Source organism: Paenibacillus sp. Soil724D2, from assembly GCF_001427935.1.
Classification (GTDB): Bacteria; Bacillota; Bacilli; order Paenibacillales; family NBRC-103111; genus Paenibacillus_E.
The window spans coordinates 55,826-74,958 of the sequence record NZ_LMRY01000011.1 but is presented as its reverse complement, the minus strand read 5'-3'; the positions used below and the strand labels follow the sequence as shown (position 1 = coordinate 74,958).

12 protein-coding genes are annotated in these 19,133 nt (G+C 46.0%); 9 read left to right on the top strand and 3 right to left on the bottom strand.

The annotated features are described in order from the left end of the window. The first annotated feature begins 147 nt into the window (after nt 1–147). From ASG85_RS12850 to ASG85_RS12810, 9 genes are all read left to right on the top strand, one after another. Nucleotides 148–2,448, top strand: coding sequence for an AraC family transcriptional regulator (locus ASG85_RS12850; RefSeq protein WP_156390197.1), 2,301 nt, complete (start codon nt 148–150; stop codon nt 2,446–2,448). 184 nt (nt 2,449–2,632) lie between these two features. Then, complete coding sequence (locus tag ASG85_RS12845) at nt 2,633–5,278, top strand: hypothetical protein (RefSeq protein ID WP_060646431.1); 2,646 nt, start codon at nt 2,633–2,635, stop codon at nt 5,276–5,278. Between the two features lie 48 nt (nt 5,279–5,326). Next, nucleotides 5,327–6,385, top strand: a complete 1,059-nt coding sequence (locus ASG85_RS12840; RefSeq protein WP_057306202.1) for a glycoside hydrolase family 88 protein — start codon at nt 5,327–5,329, stop codon at nt 6,383–6,385. 227 nt (nt 6,386–6,612) lie between these two features. Next, nucleotides 6,613–7,581 carry an ABC transporter permease gene (locus ASG85_RS12835; protein WP_057306203.1) on the top strand — a complete coding sequence of 323 codons (969 nt, stop codon included), beginning with the start codon at nt 6,613–6,615 and terminating at the stop codon, nt 7,579–7,581. A gap of 90 nt (nt 7,582–7,671) precedes the next feature. Next, nucleotides 7,672–8,553, top strand: a complete 882-nt coding sequence (locus ASG85_RS12830; protein ID WP_057306204.1) for a carbohydrate ABC transporter permease — start codon at nt 7,672–7,674, stop codon at nt 8,551–8,553. 133 nt (nt 8,554–8,686) lie between these two features. After that, nucleotides 8,687–10,243, top strand: coding sequence for an extracellular solute-binding protein (locus tag ASG85_RS12825; RefSeq protein ID WP_321166585.1), 1,557 nt, complete (start codon nt 8,687–8,689; stop codon nt 10,241–10,243). 117 nt (nt 10,244–10,360) lie between these two features. Further along, nucleotides 10,361–11,560: an oligogalacturonate lyase family protein gene (locus ASG85_RS12820; protein WP_057306206.1), complete on the top strand. Its 1,200-nt coding sequence runs from the start codon at nt 10,361–10,363 to the stop codon at nt 11,558–11,560. After that, the gene (locus tag ASG85_RS12815) at nt 11,557–13,143 is read left to right on the top strand and encodes a sulfatase (RefSeq protein WP_057306207.1); all 1,587 of its coding nucleotides are present in this window, start codon (nt 11,557–11,559) and stop codon (nt 13,141–13,143) included. The genes ASG85_RS12820 and ASG85_RS12815 overlap by 4 nt, the downstream gene beginning before the upstream one ends. A gap of 33 nt (nt 13,144–13,176) precedes the next feature. Continuing rightward, nucleotides 13,177–13,878: a DUF1961 family protein gene (locus tag ASG85_RS12810; protein ID WP_057306208.1), complete on the top strand. Its 702-nt coding sequence runs from the start codon at nt 13,177–13,179 to the stop codon at nt 13,876–13,878. Between the two features lie 78 nt (nt 13,879–13,956). Here ASG85_RS12810 and ASG85_RS12805 read toward each other — a convergent pair whose 3' ends face one another. The 3 genes from ASG85_RS12805 to nirB form a co-directional block, all read right to left on the bottom strand. Next, nucleotides 13,957–16,065, bottom strand: a complete 2,109-nt coding sequence (locus ASG85_RS12805; protein ID WP_057306209.1) for a molybdopterin oxidoreductase family protein — start codon at nt 16,063–16,065, stop codon at nt 13,957–13,959. Between the two features lie 75 nt (nt 16,066–16,140). Then, complete coding sequence (gene nirD / locus ASG85_RS12800) at nt 16,141–16,491, bottom strand: nitrite reductase small subunit NirD (RefSeq protein ID WP_063860271.1); 351 nt, start codon at nt 16,489–16,491, stop codon at nt 16,141–16,143. Nucleotides 16,492–16,519: 28 nt separating this feature from the next. Next, entirely contained in the window at nt 16,520–18,937 is a 2,418-nt protein-coding gene (gene nirB / locus ASG85_RS12795) for a nitrite reductase large subunit NirB (RefSeq protein ID WP_060646430.1), read from the bottom strand. Nucleotides 18,938–19,133: the final 196 nt, after the last annotated feature.

Here is a 19,133-nt window from a genome sequence, read left to right as displayed (position 1 = left end):
CGATAATTGAAAATATGATCAAAAGTCAATTCTCGGTTGACCATTCACATGGTATTATATGAAGTAACCTTCTATCGCTGAAGGGTTACAACGGCAAATTATCCATATGCATATAAGTTTAAAAGAAGATGTCAGGGGGAATAAATCGTGTTCAGAAGTAAGCGCTTCCGAGACAATTGGATTTTAATTCTGATCATCTCCAGTATTCCCGGACTTATCTTCGGCGGCGTGATTTATTGGCTTGCCGGCGAGCGTCTTGAGAACGAGCTGCTTCAGATGCACAACAAGCAGATTCAACTTAGAGCTGCCAATATTGACGAGCAGTTCTCTTACTTGGAGACGTCGGTTATGCATTGGGCATTCGATCCAAGCTTCAGTTACTCATTAGCGAGTTTAAAACTATCGCGTGATTTCGAGATTGCTCGCAACATGACACAGACACTAGCCAATATGAAAGGCGCCAATCCACTGGCTACGGAAACAGAATTGTTCTTGGAAGGGGCTGCGCCCGTGCGGTTTCATCCCCAATACGAGGCATTAACTAGCGCTGTACAGATCGAAGGATACAGGAATTTGCTCGCGAATGATAAGAAGGTTTTCTGGTCCCAGCATACTTCGGAGTCCGGACTTCCGCGTGATCATTCATTGTCTTTAATGGTAAAAATACCTGAAACTAACGAGAACCCGTATGGGGTCATTGCGGTTCGGATCGACACCGCGAAGGTTGCCAAACTGCTGCAAACGTTAGCCCCTTATAACGATGGGAGTACGTTTCTGCTGGAGGAAAATGGCGATCAATTACTGTCTAGCTCAGGGAAAGAACCAGCATCGCAGCTAGATGAAGCTATTAAGAGAGAGGTACTTACCAATAAGGCGAAATCAGGCTCATTCCTGTTTGATTGGAACCAAACGACGTACACTGTAGCCTTCGGCACCATGTCGCGTGTCGGTGCCGATTGGACTTATGTCACTGCGTCGCCGATTAGCACAATTACCAAGCCTGTCGTTTTTATTTCTCAATTGGTCTTGACGCTAAGCATCGCGATGCTGCTGCTCGCGTTCGTTTTATCTTGGCTGGCTTCACGGCGCATCTATTCACCTATCGCACAGTTAGTTAACTTGTTAACTGGAAAGACAGGTTTAGCAGCGCTCCGGAAAGAACAAAATGATGATTTTAAAATCATTGAGAAAGAATGGCTGCATTTGACTAGAGAAAGTATAACGCTTCAGAATAAGCTGGAGGAGCAGCTCCCTCATCTCAAGGAAGGCTTCCTGCTTCAACTTGTCCAAGGGTATTTATACTCATACTCCGAGCAATCTCTTCTGGAGAGAATGCGCAATTTCGGCTGGTCAGTGGACCATAAGCAATATGCTATGCTGTATATTCAATTAAGCGGATTTGAAAACTTGGAGGGGCGCTTCTCGTCAGGTGATGAGGGACTTGTCACTTTCGCTGCTGCCAATATTACGAAAGAGCTTGCATCGAGTCGTTTCGATCAAGCGGAAGTGTTGAACTTTCACGATTTGTCGATCGGTATTCTCATCATCCTTTCGGAAGAAATTGAAAAGCCGGAGATAATCAAAACGTTCAGTCAAGAACTGGCTCAAGGGATTCATCATACGCTGAAAATGTACGTATCGGTCACGATCGGCAATCTTGCTATGTCTATCGTACATGTGCCCTCTCGCTTCGAGGAAGCGATGCAGGCATCAAGCAGGCGCCGCTTCGAAAGCCGGAACCAAATTATCGACCTGGAATCTCTGGATGAACTCGAGAAAGAGAACCACGAAATTCATTATCCTTTCGCACTCGAAAGAGCGATTATTCAGGCTATTCGAATGGGCCAGAATGAAGAAGCGAAGCAGCTTATTCAGGCTTTCATGGAAGAACTGCTCGAACGCGGAGCCAAGGTGATCGACATTCAGCAAGGTAATCTTCAATTACTCGGCAGTATCTTGCATGCTATTCGACTTGCGAATTTGGATCCAAACCGAATATTTAAATCGGCTAATTTATATGAACAACTTATGCAAATCGGGGACCCGCAGAAAATGATCGCTTGGTTCCATGATAAAGTAGTGAGTCCATGCATGGTGGAGCTGGAATCGCGATCCGATGCCGAAGTGAAAAAGACTGTGGAAACTGCGATGATTTATCTTCAGAACAATTACATGAAGGAAATATCTCTGGATAGCTGCGCCGACTACGCAGGCACGAATACGGTTGCGTTAAGCAAAGCGTTCAAACAGGTCAGCGGTAAAAATTTTATTGACTATTTAACCGAGCTGCGTATTGAAAAAGCGAAGGAGCTTTTGCGCGACACGGATATGAAAATCAACGATATTGCCGAAAAGGCTGGTTATCAGCCAAGCTATTTTAATCGAATCTTTAAGAAACAAGAAGATATAACACCAAGCCGATATCGGGAGTTAAACAGAAATGAATAGCTTCAACCCGTAAACCGCCTGCAATGGCGGTTTGTTTTTTTGGTTTGGAAAAAAAGTCTTAATCCCGCAAAAAAGTGAAATGTCCCGTCATGTAGGGAGTTAGAAAGTGTAGTTGATGGAAATTCCCCCAGATACTAATCTTGAACCAAGGCACGAAACAAATTCGGAGAGGGGTAAAGATAACATGGGAGAAAAAAAGCAACTCCGCGTGCATTGGTTGGAGGAAGAACTTCCAAACTCTTGCGGTGTTACATGGGGAGTACCTTGGCATATAGGTGAATTAAATCGGTCGAAAGCTGGCACTTTCACCCTTAATGATCCGTCAGGAAATCCGCTCGCGCTTCAAAGCTGGCCAACTGCTTATTGGCCTGACGGCAGCGTAAAATGGACCGCCCACGCCGCATCGTTCGATAAACCTGTTAGTGAAGGCTATACACTACAAGTCGCCGATGAACAGTCTATTGCGATCCATGTAAGATCCCGTATGAAGGTTACTCAATCGGCTGATGAAGTGACCGTCGATACCGGAGTCATCCGGTGTATCGTTGGAAAACAAGGAAAGTCATTCATCCGCGCTTTATATCACGGGGAGAAGCTAATCAGCTCGAATGGTTCACTTGTCAGTATTCGCGAAGAACGACGAACGACTTCGAGCGGGCGTCTTTATCAGGAAGAATCGTTTCGTGGCGAGATCACATCCGTAACCATCGAACAGGAGGGTCCCTTACGGGTCGTACTTATGGTAGAGGGCGAGCATATCTCCAAGAAAGCCGATCGTTCTTGGCTCCCCTTCCGGCTGCGTCTCTATTTCTATGCCAACCAAGCATCGATTCGGATTGTCCACACCTCATTGTTCAAAGGAGATCCACAGGAGGACTTCGTGAAAGGGCTTGGCATCTCTTTTGCTTTGCCGCTGAAAGCCCCCCTTTATAATAGGTATGTTCGTTTTGCGGGCGATACAGGCTTTTTCAGTGAATCGCCCAGACATTTGTCGACATGGCGGACGAAAGGCGTCTACATGGACATGTTCTGGCGTCAGCAAGCTGGAGAAGCCATTGCATTTGATCATGAGAAAGATGCGAAATTCAAAGCGCTGCTTGATGATTCCGCTGCCTGGGACAGCTTTAAGTTGACGCAGCTTTCCGCCGACTCCTATTCTGTCGTCAAGCAAACATACGAAGAATGCAGCCCAGTGAAGGCTGTCAGCGGTAACCGTGCGAAAGGGCTCGTATATGCCGGAGACACTCACGGCGGGCTTGCAGCAGGGCTTCGCAATTTTTGGCAGAAGCATCCATCATCTTTGGAAGTAACCGGTATGACGACAGATGAAGCCAAGCTAACACTCTGGTTCTGGTCGCCGGATGCAGCAGCTATGGATATGCGTCATTACGATACGAAAACGTATGTAGAATCCGCCTATGAGGGATCGGAAGAGCTGCGCAGTACACCATATGGAATCGGAAATACGAACGAGCTTATGCTGTGGTGCTGCGATGGGACACCCGCTGCTGCCGACCTTGCAAACATGACTAGCCATATTCAATCCCCGCCTCAGCTCTTATGTGAGCCAGCACGTTATCATGATACAAACGTATTCGGTATCTGGAGCCTGCCTGATCGCAGTACGCCTGCTAAAGCTTGGATTGAAGAGCAACTCGACGCTTGTTTGAGCTTCTATAAGCAAGAGATCGAGGGGCGGCGGTGGTACGGTTTCTGGGATTATGGAGATTTCATGCATACGTACGATCCCGTACGGCACGAATGGCGATACGACGTAGGCGGGTTTGCCTGGCAGAATACCGAGCTTGTGCCGAACATCTGGCTTTGGCTCTCGTTCTTGCGCTCGGGACGTGCAGATTTGTTCCGCATGGCGGAGGCCATGACACGTCATACGAGTGAAGTGGATGTCTATCATTCCGGAGAATATGCAGGACTCGGGTCTCGGCATAATGTCGTTCACTGGGGTTGCGGATGCAAGGAAGCGCGCATAGCAATGGCGGGTTTGCATCGTTACTATTACTTCTTGACTGCAGATGAACGAATTGGAGATATTTTGGCGGAAGTGGCCGATGCAGATTTCGCCACCGTCGGAATCGATCCGATGAGAGCTTATTTCCCGAAGGACGAGCATCCTACCCATGTGAGGAGCGGTCCGGACTGGGCAGCCTTTAGCTCAAATTGGATGTCGCAATGGGAACGCTTTGAGAATCCGAAATACAGAGATAAGATCCTGCAAGGGATTAAGAATTTGAAGGCCGCACCGTTCCGGCTCTTATCAGGCACGACATTCGGATACGATCCGAATACCGGTATTCTTACCCATATCGGCGACGGCAACTACGGATATCATATGGTCATTTCCTTCGGCGCGCCGCAAGTGTGGATAGAGCTTTCGCAACTGCTCTCCGATCCTGAATGGGATGACATGCTCGTAGAATTTGGGGAATTTTATTACCTAGAACCTGAGGAAAAGTTAGCCCGAACGAATGGAGTCATCGATCATAATAAATTCAGCTGGCCGATGTTTGCGGCATCGATGGCGGCTTACGCAGCCAACCGACGCAGTAATACTGCTCTGGCTGCGTTAACATGGCGGATCATGCTGGAGAATCGTCTGCCGGGGGGCAGCGAGGACGCGACGCGAACCTATCAAGTGCCGGAGCACGCGTATGTTCGACCTATTCAAGAACTGCCGAGCATCACGACAAATGTAACGTCGCAATGGTCCTTAAATGCGATCATGTGCCTGGAGCTAATCGGGAACGAACTGCCGACGGAGTTGAATGCTGAATATCTAAGCGCTTCCTATGCCGTGGATCAGAAGAATTAATCGATGCAGTCTAAGATTGTAAATTTCAATGTTCGAGGAGGAACTGTTTTGAAATACGTAACGGTCAATGAAACGGATATTAAACAAGCCATCGACAGGCTCGTAAGCAGAACGTTTCAGATGGATATGACATGGGACTGGCCTGCCGGAGTTGCTTTCTACGGCGTAGGCCAAGCTTATCTGGCTACTGGTGAATCAACGTATTTGGATCAATTGCAAGCGTGGATCGATGAGCAGTTGGAGGACGGCCTTCCTAAGTTAACCGTCAACGCTGTATCCATTGGTCATACATTGCTTACACTGTACGATCAAACCAAATCGGAACGTTATCTGGATATTGCGGTCCAAATGGCGGAGTTCTTAAGAACGGATGCAGTACGATTCGCGGATGGCGTGTTTCAGCACACCGTATCGCAAAATTACGATTTCCCGCAACAGGCTTGGGTCGATACGATGTTTATGGCAGGATATTTTCTCATCCGTATTGGCACTTTACTTAAAAGAAACGATTGGCTCGAGGATGGCTTACTTCAGTACCACACACACGAGCGCTTCTTGCAGGATCGCGAAACAAATCTTTATGTTCACGGTTGGGATCATATCGCCCACAACAACATGTCCGCTGTCTATTGGGCGCGTGGCAATTCATGGGCAGCTTATACGATGTCGGAAGCGCTGCATATCGTAGAAGTCACACATCCGTCCTATATGAAAATATACGATTCGCTGCGTGATCAACTTAGCAGCATCGTCCGGCTCCAATCTGATCATGGGCTCTGGCACACCGTGCTGAATGATCCGACCTCTTATGAGGAAACATCGGGTTCTGCGGGTCTTGCCGCCGGATTGATTCGATATAACGAAGCCATCGGCGCTCCTATGTACAATAAGTATATTCAGAAGGCCGTGCCTGCCGTATTATCGAAAATTTCGAATAACGGTACAGTATTGGATGTTTCGGCTGGAACGGCTGTTATGAAAGACGCCGACGGCTACAAAGGCGTCGCCCATGAACGGATTCAAGGCTGGGGACAGGGGTTGACCTTAGTATTCCTCTCTTCGCTTCTAACGTACAAATGGTTGAAAGACAATTCACAAACCGAGTAAAAGAATGTTCAAGCCATTCATACTTCTAATGAAACCGGCTGCCGTGGCATCCGGTTTTCTACTTCCTCCATCCCCCTCATGATGATAATACTTTTTTTCTAACTTCATACTTTTTTGAGAAAACGGTTTCAAAATAGTGTTGTTGTCAGAAATATTTGAATCTTATAGTGTTTAACTTACAAAGCCACAAGCTAAAGTTTCAATTCAATTTGCGAAGGAGTGAGAACATGATCAAAGCATCGGGTGCTGAAGAGCACATAGCGCCTGTCACATCCGCAAGAAATTCCAAGCGCAATACGCTAATTGGCAAAGTTCTAAGAGATAAATATCTATTGCTGCTGTTGCTGCCGGGATTGGCCTACTTTATTGTTTTTAAATATGTTCCGATGTGGGGGGTCCTCCTTGCCTTCAAGAACTATCAGCCTTACGTCGGTTTTTTTAAAAGCGAGTGGGTTGGACTAGATAATTTTAAGCAATTTTTTCAAGATCCCGTATTTTTTAGATTGATACGCAATACGCTTTTGCTTGGTTTGTACGATATGGTGTTTTTCTTCCCGGCGCCAATCATACTGGCGGTATTGTTAAACGAAGTCCGCAAATCTTTTTACAAACGCTTTATCCAATCACTAATTTATATCCCGCATTTTATTTCGATGGTTATTGTTGCAAGTATTTCCTATCTTCTTTTGACGACAGAAGGTGGAGTCATCAATGAACTGATGCTTAAGCTATTCGGGTATAAAATGGACTTTCTGACAAGTGAAAACTGGTTTCGTCCCATGATTATCACACAGAGTATTTGGAAAGAGATGGGTTGGGGAACGATCATCTTCCTCGCAGCGCTTGCGGGGGTGGATCAAGAGCAGTATGAAGCGGCCATCGTCGATGGAGCAAACCGTTTCCGCCAACTGTGGCACATTACGCTGCCAGCCATTCAAGGAACGATCATTATCGTGCTGATTCTGCGAATGGGTCACTTTATGGATCGTGGATTTGAACAAGTCTTATTAATGATCAACCCGCTAAACCGGCCTGTGGCCGAAGTATTTGACACTTATGTTTATACGGCGGGGATCGTACAGGGCGCTTTCAGCTACAGTGCGGCAGTAGGGTTATTTAAAGCCATTATCGGCGTCATTCTCGTCTTTTCAACGAATTATTTAGCCAAAAGGGCTGGACATTCCGGTATATTCTGATGCTTACGAAGAAAGTTTTGCTATCGCAAAACTCAGCACATGCTTACGAAGAAAGTTTTGCTATCGCAAAACTCTTAGGAGGAGAGCACTATGAACACGTGTCATTCGTCAGTAGGCGAAAAATTGTTTGATATCGCCAATTATCTCTTTCTTGCTCTCGTTGCCCTTACTATGATCCTTCCGGTTATGTATATCGTGGCGGGGTCGTTCGCAAGCGATCTTGAGATTGGAAGCAGATCCTTTTTTCTAATTCCCAAAGAAATTACATTTGATGCTTACAAGTTCGTTTTTAAAGATAATACGTTGCCGCGAAGTTTATTCGTATCCGTATTTATAACCGTAGGAGGAACTCTTGTAAACCTATTGTTTACCTTTACGATGGCCTATGCTTTATCACGGCGGCACATGATTGGCCGAAATGTCGTCTTGAACCTAATCATCTTCACGATGGTGTTTAGCGGCGGGATTATTCCTACTTATCTGGTTGTCAAAGGCTTAGGACTATTGAACACCTACTGGGCGGTCATGCTGCCTGTCGCTATCAACGCCTTTAACTTGATTGTCGTGAAATCATTTTTCCAGGAAATTCCGGGCGAATTAATTGAATCGGCCCGAATAGACGGATGTAATGATATAGGTGTACTTTGGCGAATTGTTTTACCGCTCTCCAAACCGGTTATCGCAACATTCGCTCTTTTCTACGCCGTTGCCCATTGGAATGATTTCTTTAATGCTTTGATCTATCTATCTGACGCTAAAAAGTGGCCGATGCAGGTTCTATTGCGGCAAATTGTCCTTTTGGCAACTGGTTCGCTAGACATGGGGACATACGATCCCACCTATGTGAAACCGCCGGATCAATCAATTAAAATGGCAATCATCGTTGTGGGTACATTACCGATATTGATGGTTTATCCGTTTATTCAAAAGTATTTTGCCAAAGGGGTTTTAATTGGCGCGGTAAAAGGGTGAATGTTTTATAGCGGCAGGTGACTATTTTAGGATTGTCGCAGCATCGGTCCAAGTCCAGTAAAGTATTGACGACAGGTGCATGCTTCATCATAAACAAGTATATTTTTGATAAGAAAAAGGGAGGAACATGAATATGAATTGGGAAAAAAAGAAAAAACCATTGCTTGCCACTACTAGCATCATAGTAGCAGTCACAGTTATAGCGGGGTGCAGCTCGAGTACCAATGAGTCTAAAGCGACAGACACATCCAAAGCAACGGCAGGAGCGACGACCGCAGCCAAAGAAAAGCCATTCCCCGTCAGTATCATGTTAAAGAGCTACTACAATGATACAGCTACCCCGGAAAGTAAAGTATGGAAAAAAGTTGAAGAATATACGAACACGAAGCTGGATTTCCAATTTGTTCCTGATGCAAGCTATAACGACAAACTGAACATAACGCTTGCTTCCGGCTCTATTCCTTCTCTTCTATTTGTTAATAATGCGAAATTGCCTGCTGTTGCCAACGCCATCAAAGGAGGCGCATTCTGGGAAATAGGCCCTTATCTCAAAGATTATCCGAATCTTAAACAAGCGAACCCCACTGTTCTTAACAATACGTCGGTAAACGGTAAATTCTATGGCCTTTATGTATCCCGCCCGATCGGACGAATGGGAATCAGCTACCGTAAGGACTGGCTTGATAATTTAGGCATGAAGGAACCGAAGACGATCGATGAATTTTACGCGATGTTAAAGGCATTCGCCACCAATGATCCTGATAAAAACGGCAAAAATGATACGTATGGCATGGTCATAACCAAATATGCGGGACCCTTTGATATCATGCAAACTTGGTTCGGTGCTCCGAATAAATGGGCTGAGAAAGACGGTAAGCTGGTTCCTGCTCATTTGACTTCGGAATACATGGATGCGCTCAAATTTTTCAAAAAACTTTATGATGAGAAGTTAATCAACCAAGATTTTGCGGTGTATGATTCGGCCAAATGGAATGATCCGATTATTAACGGACAAGCGGGTGTAGCGGTTGACGTCACAGAACGTTCCTATCAGATTGAAGAGAAAATGAAACAAGTCAATCCGAAGGGCAGTATAGATTTAATTGGCGCTGTAAGCGGCCCTACCGGTCTTCATAATCAACCGACAGCTGGACACAACGGCATGTTCCTCATCTCCAAATCTAGCGTTAAAACAGAAGCCGACCTGAAGAAAGTGCTTACTTTCTTGGATAAAACCAACGATAAAGATATGCAAGCGTTACTCAACTTTGGTATTGAAGGTGTTCATTATAAAGTTGAAGACGGCAAACAAGTTATTCTTATTGTTCCAACTGATCCGATGGCCCCTGATATTAATAACAAGAATATGAACCAGATCTTATCTTCGATCCCGTACATTATAAATGACATGTTCAAACCGTCTACACCGCTTCGCACGAAGTCAATTGAAGTACAAAAAGCAAATGAAAAAATTATTGTTACAAATCCCGGAGAACCATTTACAACGGCAACCTATACGCAAAAAGGCGCGCAGTTGGATCAAATGGTGGAAGACGCACGAATTAAATTTATTGTCGGCAAAATTGATGAAGCCGGCTTTAAAGCCGACATGGATTTGTGGAAAAAGAGTGGCGGTGACGACTATACAAAAGAAATCACCGAAGCCTACGCTGCAAGTAAGGCTAAGTAAGTTAAGCGAATAGAAGTACTCTTTGATGATAAGGTCCAGTCGCTCAGTAGGACTGGACTTTATTTCGAAAGGGTTCCGGGTGGAACGAATAACGTTATAACCAAAGGAGCAGAAACGATGACAATGACAAGAGCTAGAAGCGGAAAAGGATCCGTTTGGCCTTCGGAAAGGCGTTGTTTTACAGATCTGATAACAGGCGTAACCGTAACTCAGTTAACGAATCACTGCTCTCACAGTCACCATATTTATTTTACGAATAACGGCTTCTATGGAGATGGGAAGTTGATCTTTGGATCGGATCGCGAGAATGTTACCAATCTATACAGCATCGATATGCACGATGGCGTGATTACCCAATTAACGGATTTGGAACGCGGCCGTGAATCACGGATTCAAGGGACCTTTCTTCATCCTGATGGACATGAGGCCTATTTCTACTATGACAACTCGATTATGGCAATTGACCTGGGAACGATGGAAGAACGTATTCTCTATTCGATTCCCGAAACATATAAATTCGGCAGCTTGAGCTGCACCCCAGACGGGCAGTGGTTATGCTTCGGTCTGAATGAGGATTTAACGGACCGTATCGCGATGGATACCAAGAACGGTTACTTGGGTTTTGAGGAGTATTTCCGTGCGAAGCCGCACAGTATGATTATGGCGGTTTCCCCTGTCAACGGGAAAGTGATTAAGCTTCATGAGGACCAGCTTTGGATCGGCCACGTCAATACGTCACCAACGCAAGCACATCTGCTGACATTTTGCCATGAAGGGCCTTGGGAGCAGATCGATCATCGGATCTGGGTGTTGGATATCGCAACCGGCCAATATTGGAAGGTAAAGGATAAGCAGCCTAATGAATATGTCGGCCACGAATATTGGCTGGCAGACGGCATTCATATCGGCTACCACGGTTTTACCAATTCTCTTGAGGATCACACCGGGAAAATAATTGGGGCTGTCCTTTTTGATAACAGTCAGGCCCAGCAGTACGAATTTCCTTTTCAAAATATGCATGTACATTCAAATGATCTATCACTTGTTATCGGTGACGGTCAGCAAACGAGCGCTTATCATGGACAGCAATTCCAGGATACGCTGCAGGTATGGCGGAATGACGGATCCGGGTTTAATGGTCCACGTATTCTATGTAAGCATCGTGGAAGTTTCCATTCGCAAATTCTTCACGTTCATCCGAGGCTAAGCCCGGACGGTAAGCATGTGCTATTTACGAGTGATATGTCGGGATATGGAAACTTGTACATGGTCGACATGCCGGAATTCGAATCTTTACCCAAGATGCCAGTTACATGAAGACACAACCGAATCTGCTTCTCATCTTTACGGACCAGCAGCGATGGGATACGTTGGGGGTTTACGGAAATACAACGATTCAGACGCCGCATTTGGATCGGTTGGCGCGCGAAGGTGCAGTATTCGAAAATGCGATTACCCCGTACCCTCTCTGTGCTCCTGCCAGAGCCTGCACGATGACGGGGTTTGCTGCGGGAAAGACGCATGTGTTCAATAACGAATCAGCCTCTGCTATTGCCACCGATGAGTCGATAGCGGCTTATTTGTCCAAAGCAGGATATCACAATCAGGCGATCGGAAAGATGCATTTTACACCAGATGAGCAAACGTATGGCATGGATCATCTCATTTTATCGGAAGAAATGAGGGGCGTACGTACAGCTGAACGGATACAGGATATCCGCTTTGATGATTATGACCGATACCTGATGGAGCATGATGCCTGGGGGTGGGAGAAACCTCCAGAGATCGGTTATAACGAACTAAAGCCGCTTGTGAACGGCCTACCCAAAGAGCTTCATATCACACAATGGTGCGGGGATCGAACGGTAGAGTGGCTAAAAACGGAAAGACCCTCAGACAAACCTTTTTTCTTATGGACGTCGTTCGTCAAGCCTCATGCTCCTTTCGATTGTCCTTCACACTTGACGGATCTATATGCTCCGGAAGAAATGCCGAGGCCTTGGGTTTCCGATAAGGATGGAACTTCGAAAAATCCTTATTTGAAATCGCATCGTCAAGCCATGGAAGCCGATTTGTACTCGGAGTACGCTAATCTCACAAACAGGGCATATTATTATGCCAACATTACGTTTATCGATGAACAAATAGGTCGGATCATGCAAACGCTAGAGGAAGAGGGGCTGGCGGATCATACACTCGTTATTTTCACATCGGATCATGGAGAATTGCTCGGCGACCACCGATTATGGTTTAAAAACTTAGGGCACGAGGGCAGTTTGCACATCCCGATGTTAGCATGGTGGCCTGGCGTTATTCATCCGGGTACCCGCTGTGATGAATTGACTACCCTCCTCGATATTTTCCCTACTCTGGTTAATCGGACCAGTGAAAATTGCAATTACGACGGAAGGTCGGGTTTGGATCTATTGGAACTGCTCACGGAACCTTCCTCGGTACGCCGAGATGTCGTCTGTTCTGAATTCTATGTGGCACCCAACTATATGCTCCATGTCCGCAGCAAAGAGTGGAAATACCTCTTTTATCAGAATGGCGGTTACGAAGAGCTGTACAATCTTCTTAGTGATCCGCATGAGCTTATTGATTTAGCGGAAGATCCAGACTTTCAGCATGTAAAAAAAGAGCATCAGACGGCAGCCGTTGGTTGGGTCAAAAACTATGGAAATCCTGAAATTGCTCTCGATGAAACAGGCTATAAGTTGAAAGTAATTCCTTTTCAGCCTCAAGAAGCCAAAATGAACCCAAGGCCGTTCTCGCGAATGCCTTGGGATTCCAGAGTTCCGCCTTCGATGCTTCCTGAACAGCAGCGCTCCTGGTTTTGGAAGGCGTTGGGCGGAGATTGGAGCAGCCTTATAACCTTGTTTGGATCAAAAGATAAGTAGTACACCAATCGTTGAGTGAGGATGACGTACAACATGGATTGGAACGAAATATTTATGCTAGATGAGCTTTTATATCAAAATCCTTTAGCCATGGAAAGTGATGTGTTTGATTTCAAATTGGAAGGGCAGGCCGCTGCCAGTTTTCCACTGAATCGAATGCGGCTGGAAAATAAGCTTGACCCAAAGCTTGAGCAAAAATCGAATTTTGTTTATTGGTGTCCGATTGAATTTCCAGACAACATCGCGATCACTTGGGATTTTTGGCCGATTCATGAGCCGGGGCTTTGCATTTTGTTTTTTGCCGTAAAAGGGATCCGTGGTGAGGATTTGTTTGACAGCCGGCTTTCGGTAAGATCAGGTGCGTACGACCAATATCACCATGGAGATATCGATGCTTTCCATGTATCCTACTTCAGACGCAAGGAAGAAGAGGAGCGGAGTTTTCATACGTGCAATCTGCGTAAAAGCTATGGCTTTCATCTGGTTTCGCAGGGCGGAGATCCGATCCCGTCTGTAACCGATGCCAAAGGTCCATACCGAATGAAATTGTTTAAATGGGGAAGTGAAATTTTATTCGCCATCAATGATCTGACTGTCATTCATTGGACCGATGACGGAAAAACATTTGGGAAACCCCTTACCGGAGGGAAAATCGGCTTTCGCCAGATGGCTCCTCTTATCGCCGAATATGCCAATCTTACTGTATATTCGATTTCAAAAAAGCATGCTTTGTAAGCTCATACCTCTCTATACCCACAGAAAAAGACCGCATCAACTTAGTTTTTTGGCCAAGCCAACTAAGCTGAGTGCGGTCTACTCGACACGCTCCACTTTTACTGCGCATATTTTAAACTCGGGCATCCGACTCGTGGGATCCAGCGCATCATTCGTTAATTGATTAATCGAATGCTCATCGCCCCAATGAAAGGGCACAAAAACCGTACGAGGCTGAATACCTTCCGTCACTTTGACTTCGAAAACCAAGGATCCACGGCGGCTTGTAATGCGGATCTTGTTATCCATACTCAGTCCGATTCTCTTAGCAAGCCACGGATGAATCTCGGCAACGGGAACGGGAGCCTTCTTATTAAGAGCTTCCGTTCGACGTGTTTGTGCGCCGCTTAAATAATGATTCGCCAGCCTCCCCGTTGTTAACACAATGGGGTAATCTGAATCGATTGGTTCTGCCGGCATTTTCGGCTTAATACCGAACAATCTGGCTTTGCCGTCGGAATGATTAAAATGATTCTCGAATAATAGCGGTGTTCCCGGGTGGTCTGGAGCTGGGCACGGCCAGAATATGCCTTTCTCCTCCTGAAGCCGCCCATACGTAATGCCACTGTAATCCGCTTTCCCTCCAGCCGTAGCAGCTGCTAACTCGCGAAACACATCTTCAATACCCGCATATTGAAAATAGGCTCCCCTACCCAACGCTTCCGCTAGCTGACAAATAATATGGAAATCAAGTCTGCTGTTTCCTGGAAGCTCCATCGCTTTCTGGCGGTGAAACACACGTCCTTCCAGATTGGTCATCGTACCTTCTGCTTCCGCAAAGGATGACCCTGGTAATAAATAATGAGCGTAACGCGCCGTTTCCGTTTCGAACATGTCAACGACAACAAGCAACTCCAGCTTCTGCAGAGCCCGCTCCACCATCCGATTATTAGGGCTGGATACCAGCGGATTCGATCCGAGAACGATCAAGGCTTTGATTTCACCTTCATCTATCTTTTGCAGCAGCTCGTAAGCAGAAACCCCTTTGCCAGGCAGCTCACTCGGATCGATTCCCCATACCTTGGCAACATGCTCACGTGCAGCTGGGTCCTCAATCAAACGATAGCCCGGCAGTTGGTCCGCCTTTTGCCCATGCTCGCGTCCGCCTTGCCCGTTCGCTTGACCTGTTACGGCGCCATAGCCGCAGCCTTTGCGCCCTATTTTACCGGTGATCAAGGCTAAATTAATGTAATTCAGCGTGTTCTCTACACCATTTACTTGCTGTTCCAAACCGCGTGCTGTAAGCACAATCCCCGTCTCCGCCTTGGCGAATCCACGAGCAATCGTACGAATTACAGCTTCTAGAACGCCGGTTAGCTCCTCCACTCTCGCTGGAGTGAAAGGCTTAACAGCCTCCTTCAATTGCTCAAACCCAACCGTACGTTCTTCTATGAATCGATGATGAACGAGCTTCTCTTCTATCATGACATGCAGGAGTCCGTTTATAAAAACAGAATCGAATCCCGGTTGTAGTCGAACATGGATATCCGCTACCTTCGAAGTCATGGTATTACGCGGATCAATCGTAACGATCACTGCGCCTTTTTTCTTTGCTTCAAGCAAATAAGGCATCATCGTCGGCTGGCATTCCGCAATATTCGTTCCTGCAAGAATGATATATTTGGCATTTGGAATTTCGGTTAGAGGCATTGTCATCCCGCGATCAAGACCGAAAGCCTGATTGCTGGCTGCGGCCGCCGAGGACATACAGTATCTTCCGTTATAATCAATGTATTTGGACCTGAGTGCTACTCGGGTGAACTTACCAAGTAAGTAACTAACTTCATTAGTAAGCGAGCCTCCGCCATAAACGCCAATGGCATCTCGGCCATGCGCTGCTTGAATTCCTTGAATCTGTTCAGCAATGTCTGCAAACGCATGGTCCCAAGAGACCGTTCGCCACCGCCGTGGCTCACCATTCTCCCTCGTCAATGGCTCAAGAATCCGATCGGCATGAAGCACATGATCCAGTGCATTCAATCCTTTCTGACAAAGACGGCTAGTCGCCACAGGAAAGTTAGGGCTTGGTTTAATCGTGAGACCTGACGTCTTTTCACTCGGCGTAATCTCCAATCCGCACTGCATGCTGCAAAAGCAGCAATGGGAGGAGGGTTGTTCTTTAGGTAATGTCAATAGTGCTGATTTCAACGCACTCCACCCCCGATGATAAAGCTCTCTATGAAATCTCAATGTATTTAAATGGGCTACGCGGTCAACAAAGTATTAGCAGGCTAATTCTTTGTTTATCGGAAATCCAATAAATACCGTACCATCATGAACTTTCGTTGAATACGTTTGTACACAACCCGTATCCGGCGCTTGAACGAGACCGGAAGGAAGATGAATCTTGCGATCATGCATCGGGCAGAAGACGTGGTCATCACATACAATTCCTTCTGCAAGGACGCCCTCTTTATGCGGACAACGGTTCTGGATGGCTTGAAGCTTACCGCTTTTCAGTTTGAAAAGTGCTACCTCTTCTCCTTGATACCGAATCGTTTTTCCTGTGTTAACAGCTAACTCATCATAAGAAACGGCCTGCACCCAAATCATTTGCTCTTCTTGTGTTTTCATAGTCTGCTCCTCCCGACTTCCTCTTTTTCTAGTTAAGCTCTACGACTTCATAAAGGTCACGTTGAATTTTTTTGCTATCAATTGCTTGTTTCCAAGGGTCATTCGTCACAGAAAGCGCTAGATCCATTCGAGCACACAATTGTTTACGCTCTTCCTCATTCTCCACCACATCACGAATATGCTCGATACCAAGTCGGTGTACCCACTCACTTGTTCGCTCACCATATTTACCCGTTTCGCGATAGTACTGCAGATAAGCTTCTGTATATTCGATAATCTCTTGCTCCGTCTTGACTGTAGTTAATAGGTCACCAACACGTACTTTCACACCGCCATTTCCTCCGGCATAAAGCTCCCAACCGCCATCAACCGAAACGACGCCTAAATCTTTGATTCCTGATTCCGCACAATTTCGAGGACATCCAGATACAGCCAGCTTCACTTTGGCAGGTGTGTTCAAGCGTTCAAAACGTTTCTCCAGCTCGATACCTACCCCCATCGCATCTCCCGTGCCGAATCGGCAGAAGGTTTCACCTACGCACGTTTTTACAGTTCTTAAGGCTTTACCGTAAGCATAACCGGAAGGCATATCCAAGGCTTCCCACATTGCGGTTAGATCTTCTTTCTTCACACCAAGCAAATCAAGACGCTGTCCACCTGTAAACTTCACAGTAGGGACTTTGAACTGCTCAGCTACTTCTGCAATACGCTTCAATTCCGTTGGATTAGTTACTCCGCCATATATCCGTGGAACTACGGAATACGTTCCATCTTTTTGAATGTTAGCGTGCATACGCTCATTTACGAAACGTGAAGTACTGTCGTCTTTATACGTATCTGGACTTACCATACCCAGGTAATAATTAAGTGCAGGACGGCATTTCGAGCAGCCTTCTTCATTTTTCCAGCCAAGGACGTTCATCACTTCCCGCACATGGGATAACCCTTTATCACGAATCGCTGCAACGACTTCATCCCGTGTATGGTCTGTACAAGAGCAAATCGTCTCTTTCGCAGCGTTCTTATCATAGGAAGCACCTAGTGTAAATGCCAACAAATCACTAACCAGTGGTTTACAACCGCCGCAAGAACGAGAAGCTGTCGTGCAATTTTTCACTTCATCAACTGTCGTTAACCCTTGATCCTTGATCGCTGAACAAATTGTTCCTTTTGTAACGCCGTTACAACCGCATATGATGGCATCGTCTTTCATGTCAGCAACACCTGATGCCGCTCCGCCCCCGGATGAATCCGTCAAAATGGCCGTTTTTTCCAAGCCGCTAACATCTGTTTCTTCCCGAATCATTTGCATAAGTCGCGTACCATCCGCCGTATCTCCGAAGAGAACCGCGCCGATGATTTTATTGTCTTTAATCACAACTTTCTTATAAACACCGGTGAACTCATCATGAATACGAATGGCTTTCGTGTCTTCCGCATCGCCGAACTGTCCGCCAGAGAATACATCAACACCAGAAACTTTAAGCTTCGTATAAAGGAGAGATCCTTCATAAGGACCAGTTTCCACGCCGGCCAAATGTTTAGCAAGCACAGCACCTTGCTCGTAGAGCGGCGCTACCAATCCATAAGCAATCCCGCGATGCATCGCGCATTCCCCAACCGCATAGACGTTTGGAACACTCGTTTGCAAATAGTCATTCACAATGATGCCAGGATTGCACTCAACGCCAGCCTTTTTCGCAAGTTCAACATTGGGACGAATCCCTACAGCCATAACGATAAGTTCGGCTTCAGCAACGGTACCATCCTTGAATTTCAAGCCGGTTACCCGCTTATCGCCTACGATTTCCGCGGACTGCTTCTCGAGCAGGAAGTTGATGCCTTGCTCTTCAAGCGCTGCTTGCAGCATTTTGGACGCCGTTCGATCAAGCTGACGCTCCATAATTGTATCTACAATATGAACAACATCAACCTTCATACCTAAGTTTAGGAAACCTCTCGCCGCTTCTAATCCTAATAAGCCGCCACCGATCACGATCGCTTTTTTATACTTTTTAGCGGACTCGATCATAATTTCACAATCACGAATGGTTCTGTACGCCATAACCCCTTCTTTATCAGCGCCAGGCATTGGAATCATAAAGGGGTTAGACCCTGTAGCCAAAATCAATTTATCATAAGAAACCGTCAGTCCCTTATCACTCGTTACGGTTTGAGCTGCTGTATCAATGTCTGTTATCGTTTGGTTGGTATGCAAGGTGATGTGGTTATTCGCATACCATTCATAGGGATGAATGACGATATCCTCTACTTTGGAATCTCCGGCAAGTACATAGGACAACAAGATTCTGTTATAGTTCGGATGCGGTTCACTTCCGAAAATCGTAACTTCATATTTGTCAGGTGTAAGTTTAAGCAAATGTTCAACAGCGTTAACACCCGCCATTCCATTTCCTACTAATACCAATTTTTCTTTTTGAGTCATTGCCATCTTCCTCTCTAATATATCTATCTCTATATCCCATTTTTCTTTTCCACATCCGATTAAAAAGGGCCATTCGGGAGCTCACGCTCCCAAATGGCAAAATTGGGATATGGAGCTTGAGAAGTTCGATTTGAACTTCCAAAGACGGTAAGTCGTAAACGTCTTTGCGCATGCAGCCTGAACACTCAAGCTGCAT

What these genes read in the sequence shown, in the direction of transcription:
- ASG85_RS12820 (WP_057306206.1), top strand. Translation starts at nt 10,361, where the DNA reads ATGACAATGACAAGAGCTAGAAGCGGAAAAGGATCCGTTTGGCCTTCG.
- ASG85_RS12835 (WP_057306203.1), top strand. Translation starts at nt 6,613, where the DNA reads ATGATCAAAGCATCGGGTGCTGAAGAGCACATAGCGCCTGTCACATCC.
- ASG85_RS12845 (WP_060646431.1), top strand. Translation starts at nt 2,633, where the DNA reads ATGGGAGAAAAAAAGCAACTCCGCGTGCATTGGTTGGAGGAAGAACTT.
- ASG85_RS12815 (WP_057306207.1), top strand. Translation starts at nt 11,557, where the DNA reads ATGAAGACACAACCGAATCTGCTTCTCATCTTTACGGACCAGCAGCGA.
- nirD (WP_063860271.1), bottom strand. Translation starts at nt 16,491, where the DNA reads ATGAAAACACAAGAAGAGCAAATGATTTGGGTGCAGGCCGTTTCTTAT.
- ASG85_RS12825 (WP_321166585.1), top strand. Translation starts at nt 8,687, where the DNA reads ATGAATTGGGAAAAAAAGAAAAAACCATTGCTTGCCACTACTAGCATC.
- nirB (WP_060646430.1), bottom strand. Translation starts at nt 18,937, where the DNA reads ATGACTCAAAAAGAAAAATTGGTATTAGTAGGAAATGGAATGGCGGGT.
- ASG85_RS12830 (WP_057306204.1), top strand. Translation starts at nt 7,672, where the DNA reads ATGAACACGTGTCATTCGTCAGTAGGCGAAAAATTGTTTGATATCGCC.
- ASG85_RS12810 (WP_057306208.1), top strand. Translation starts at nt 13,177, where the DNA reads ATGGATTGGAACGAAATATTTATGCTAGATGAGCTTTTATATCAAAAT.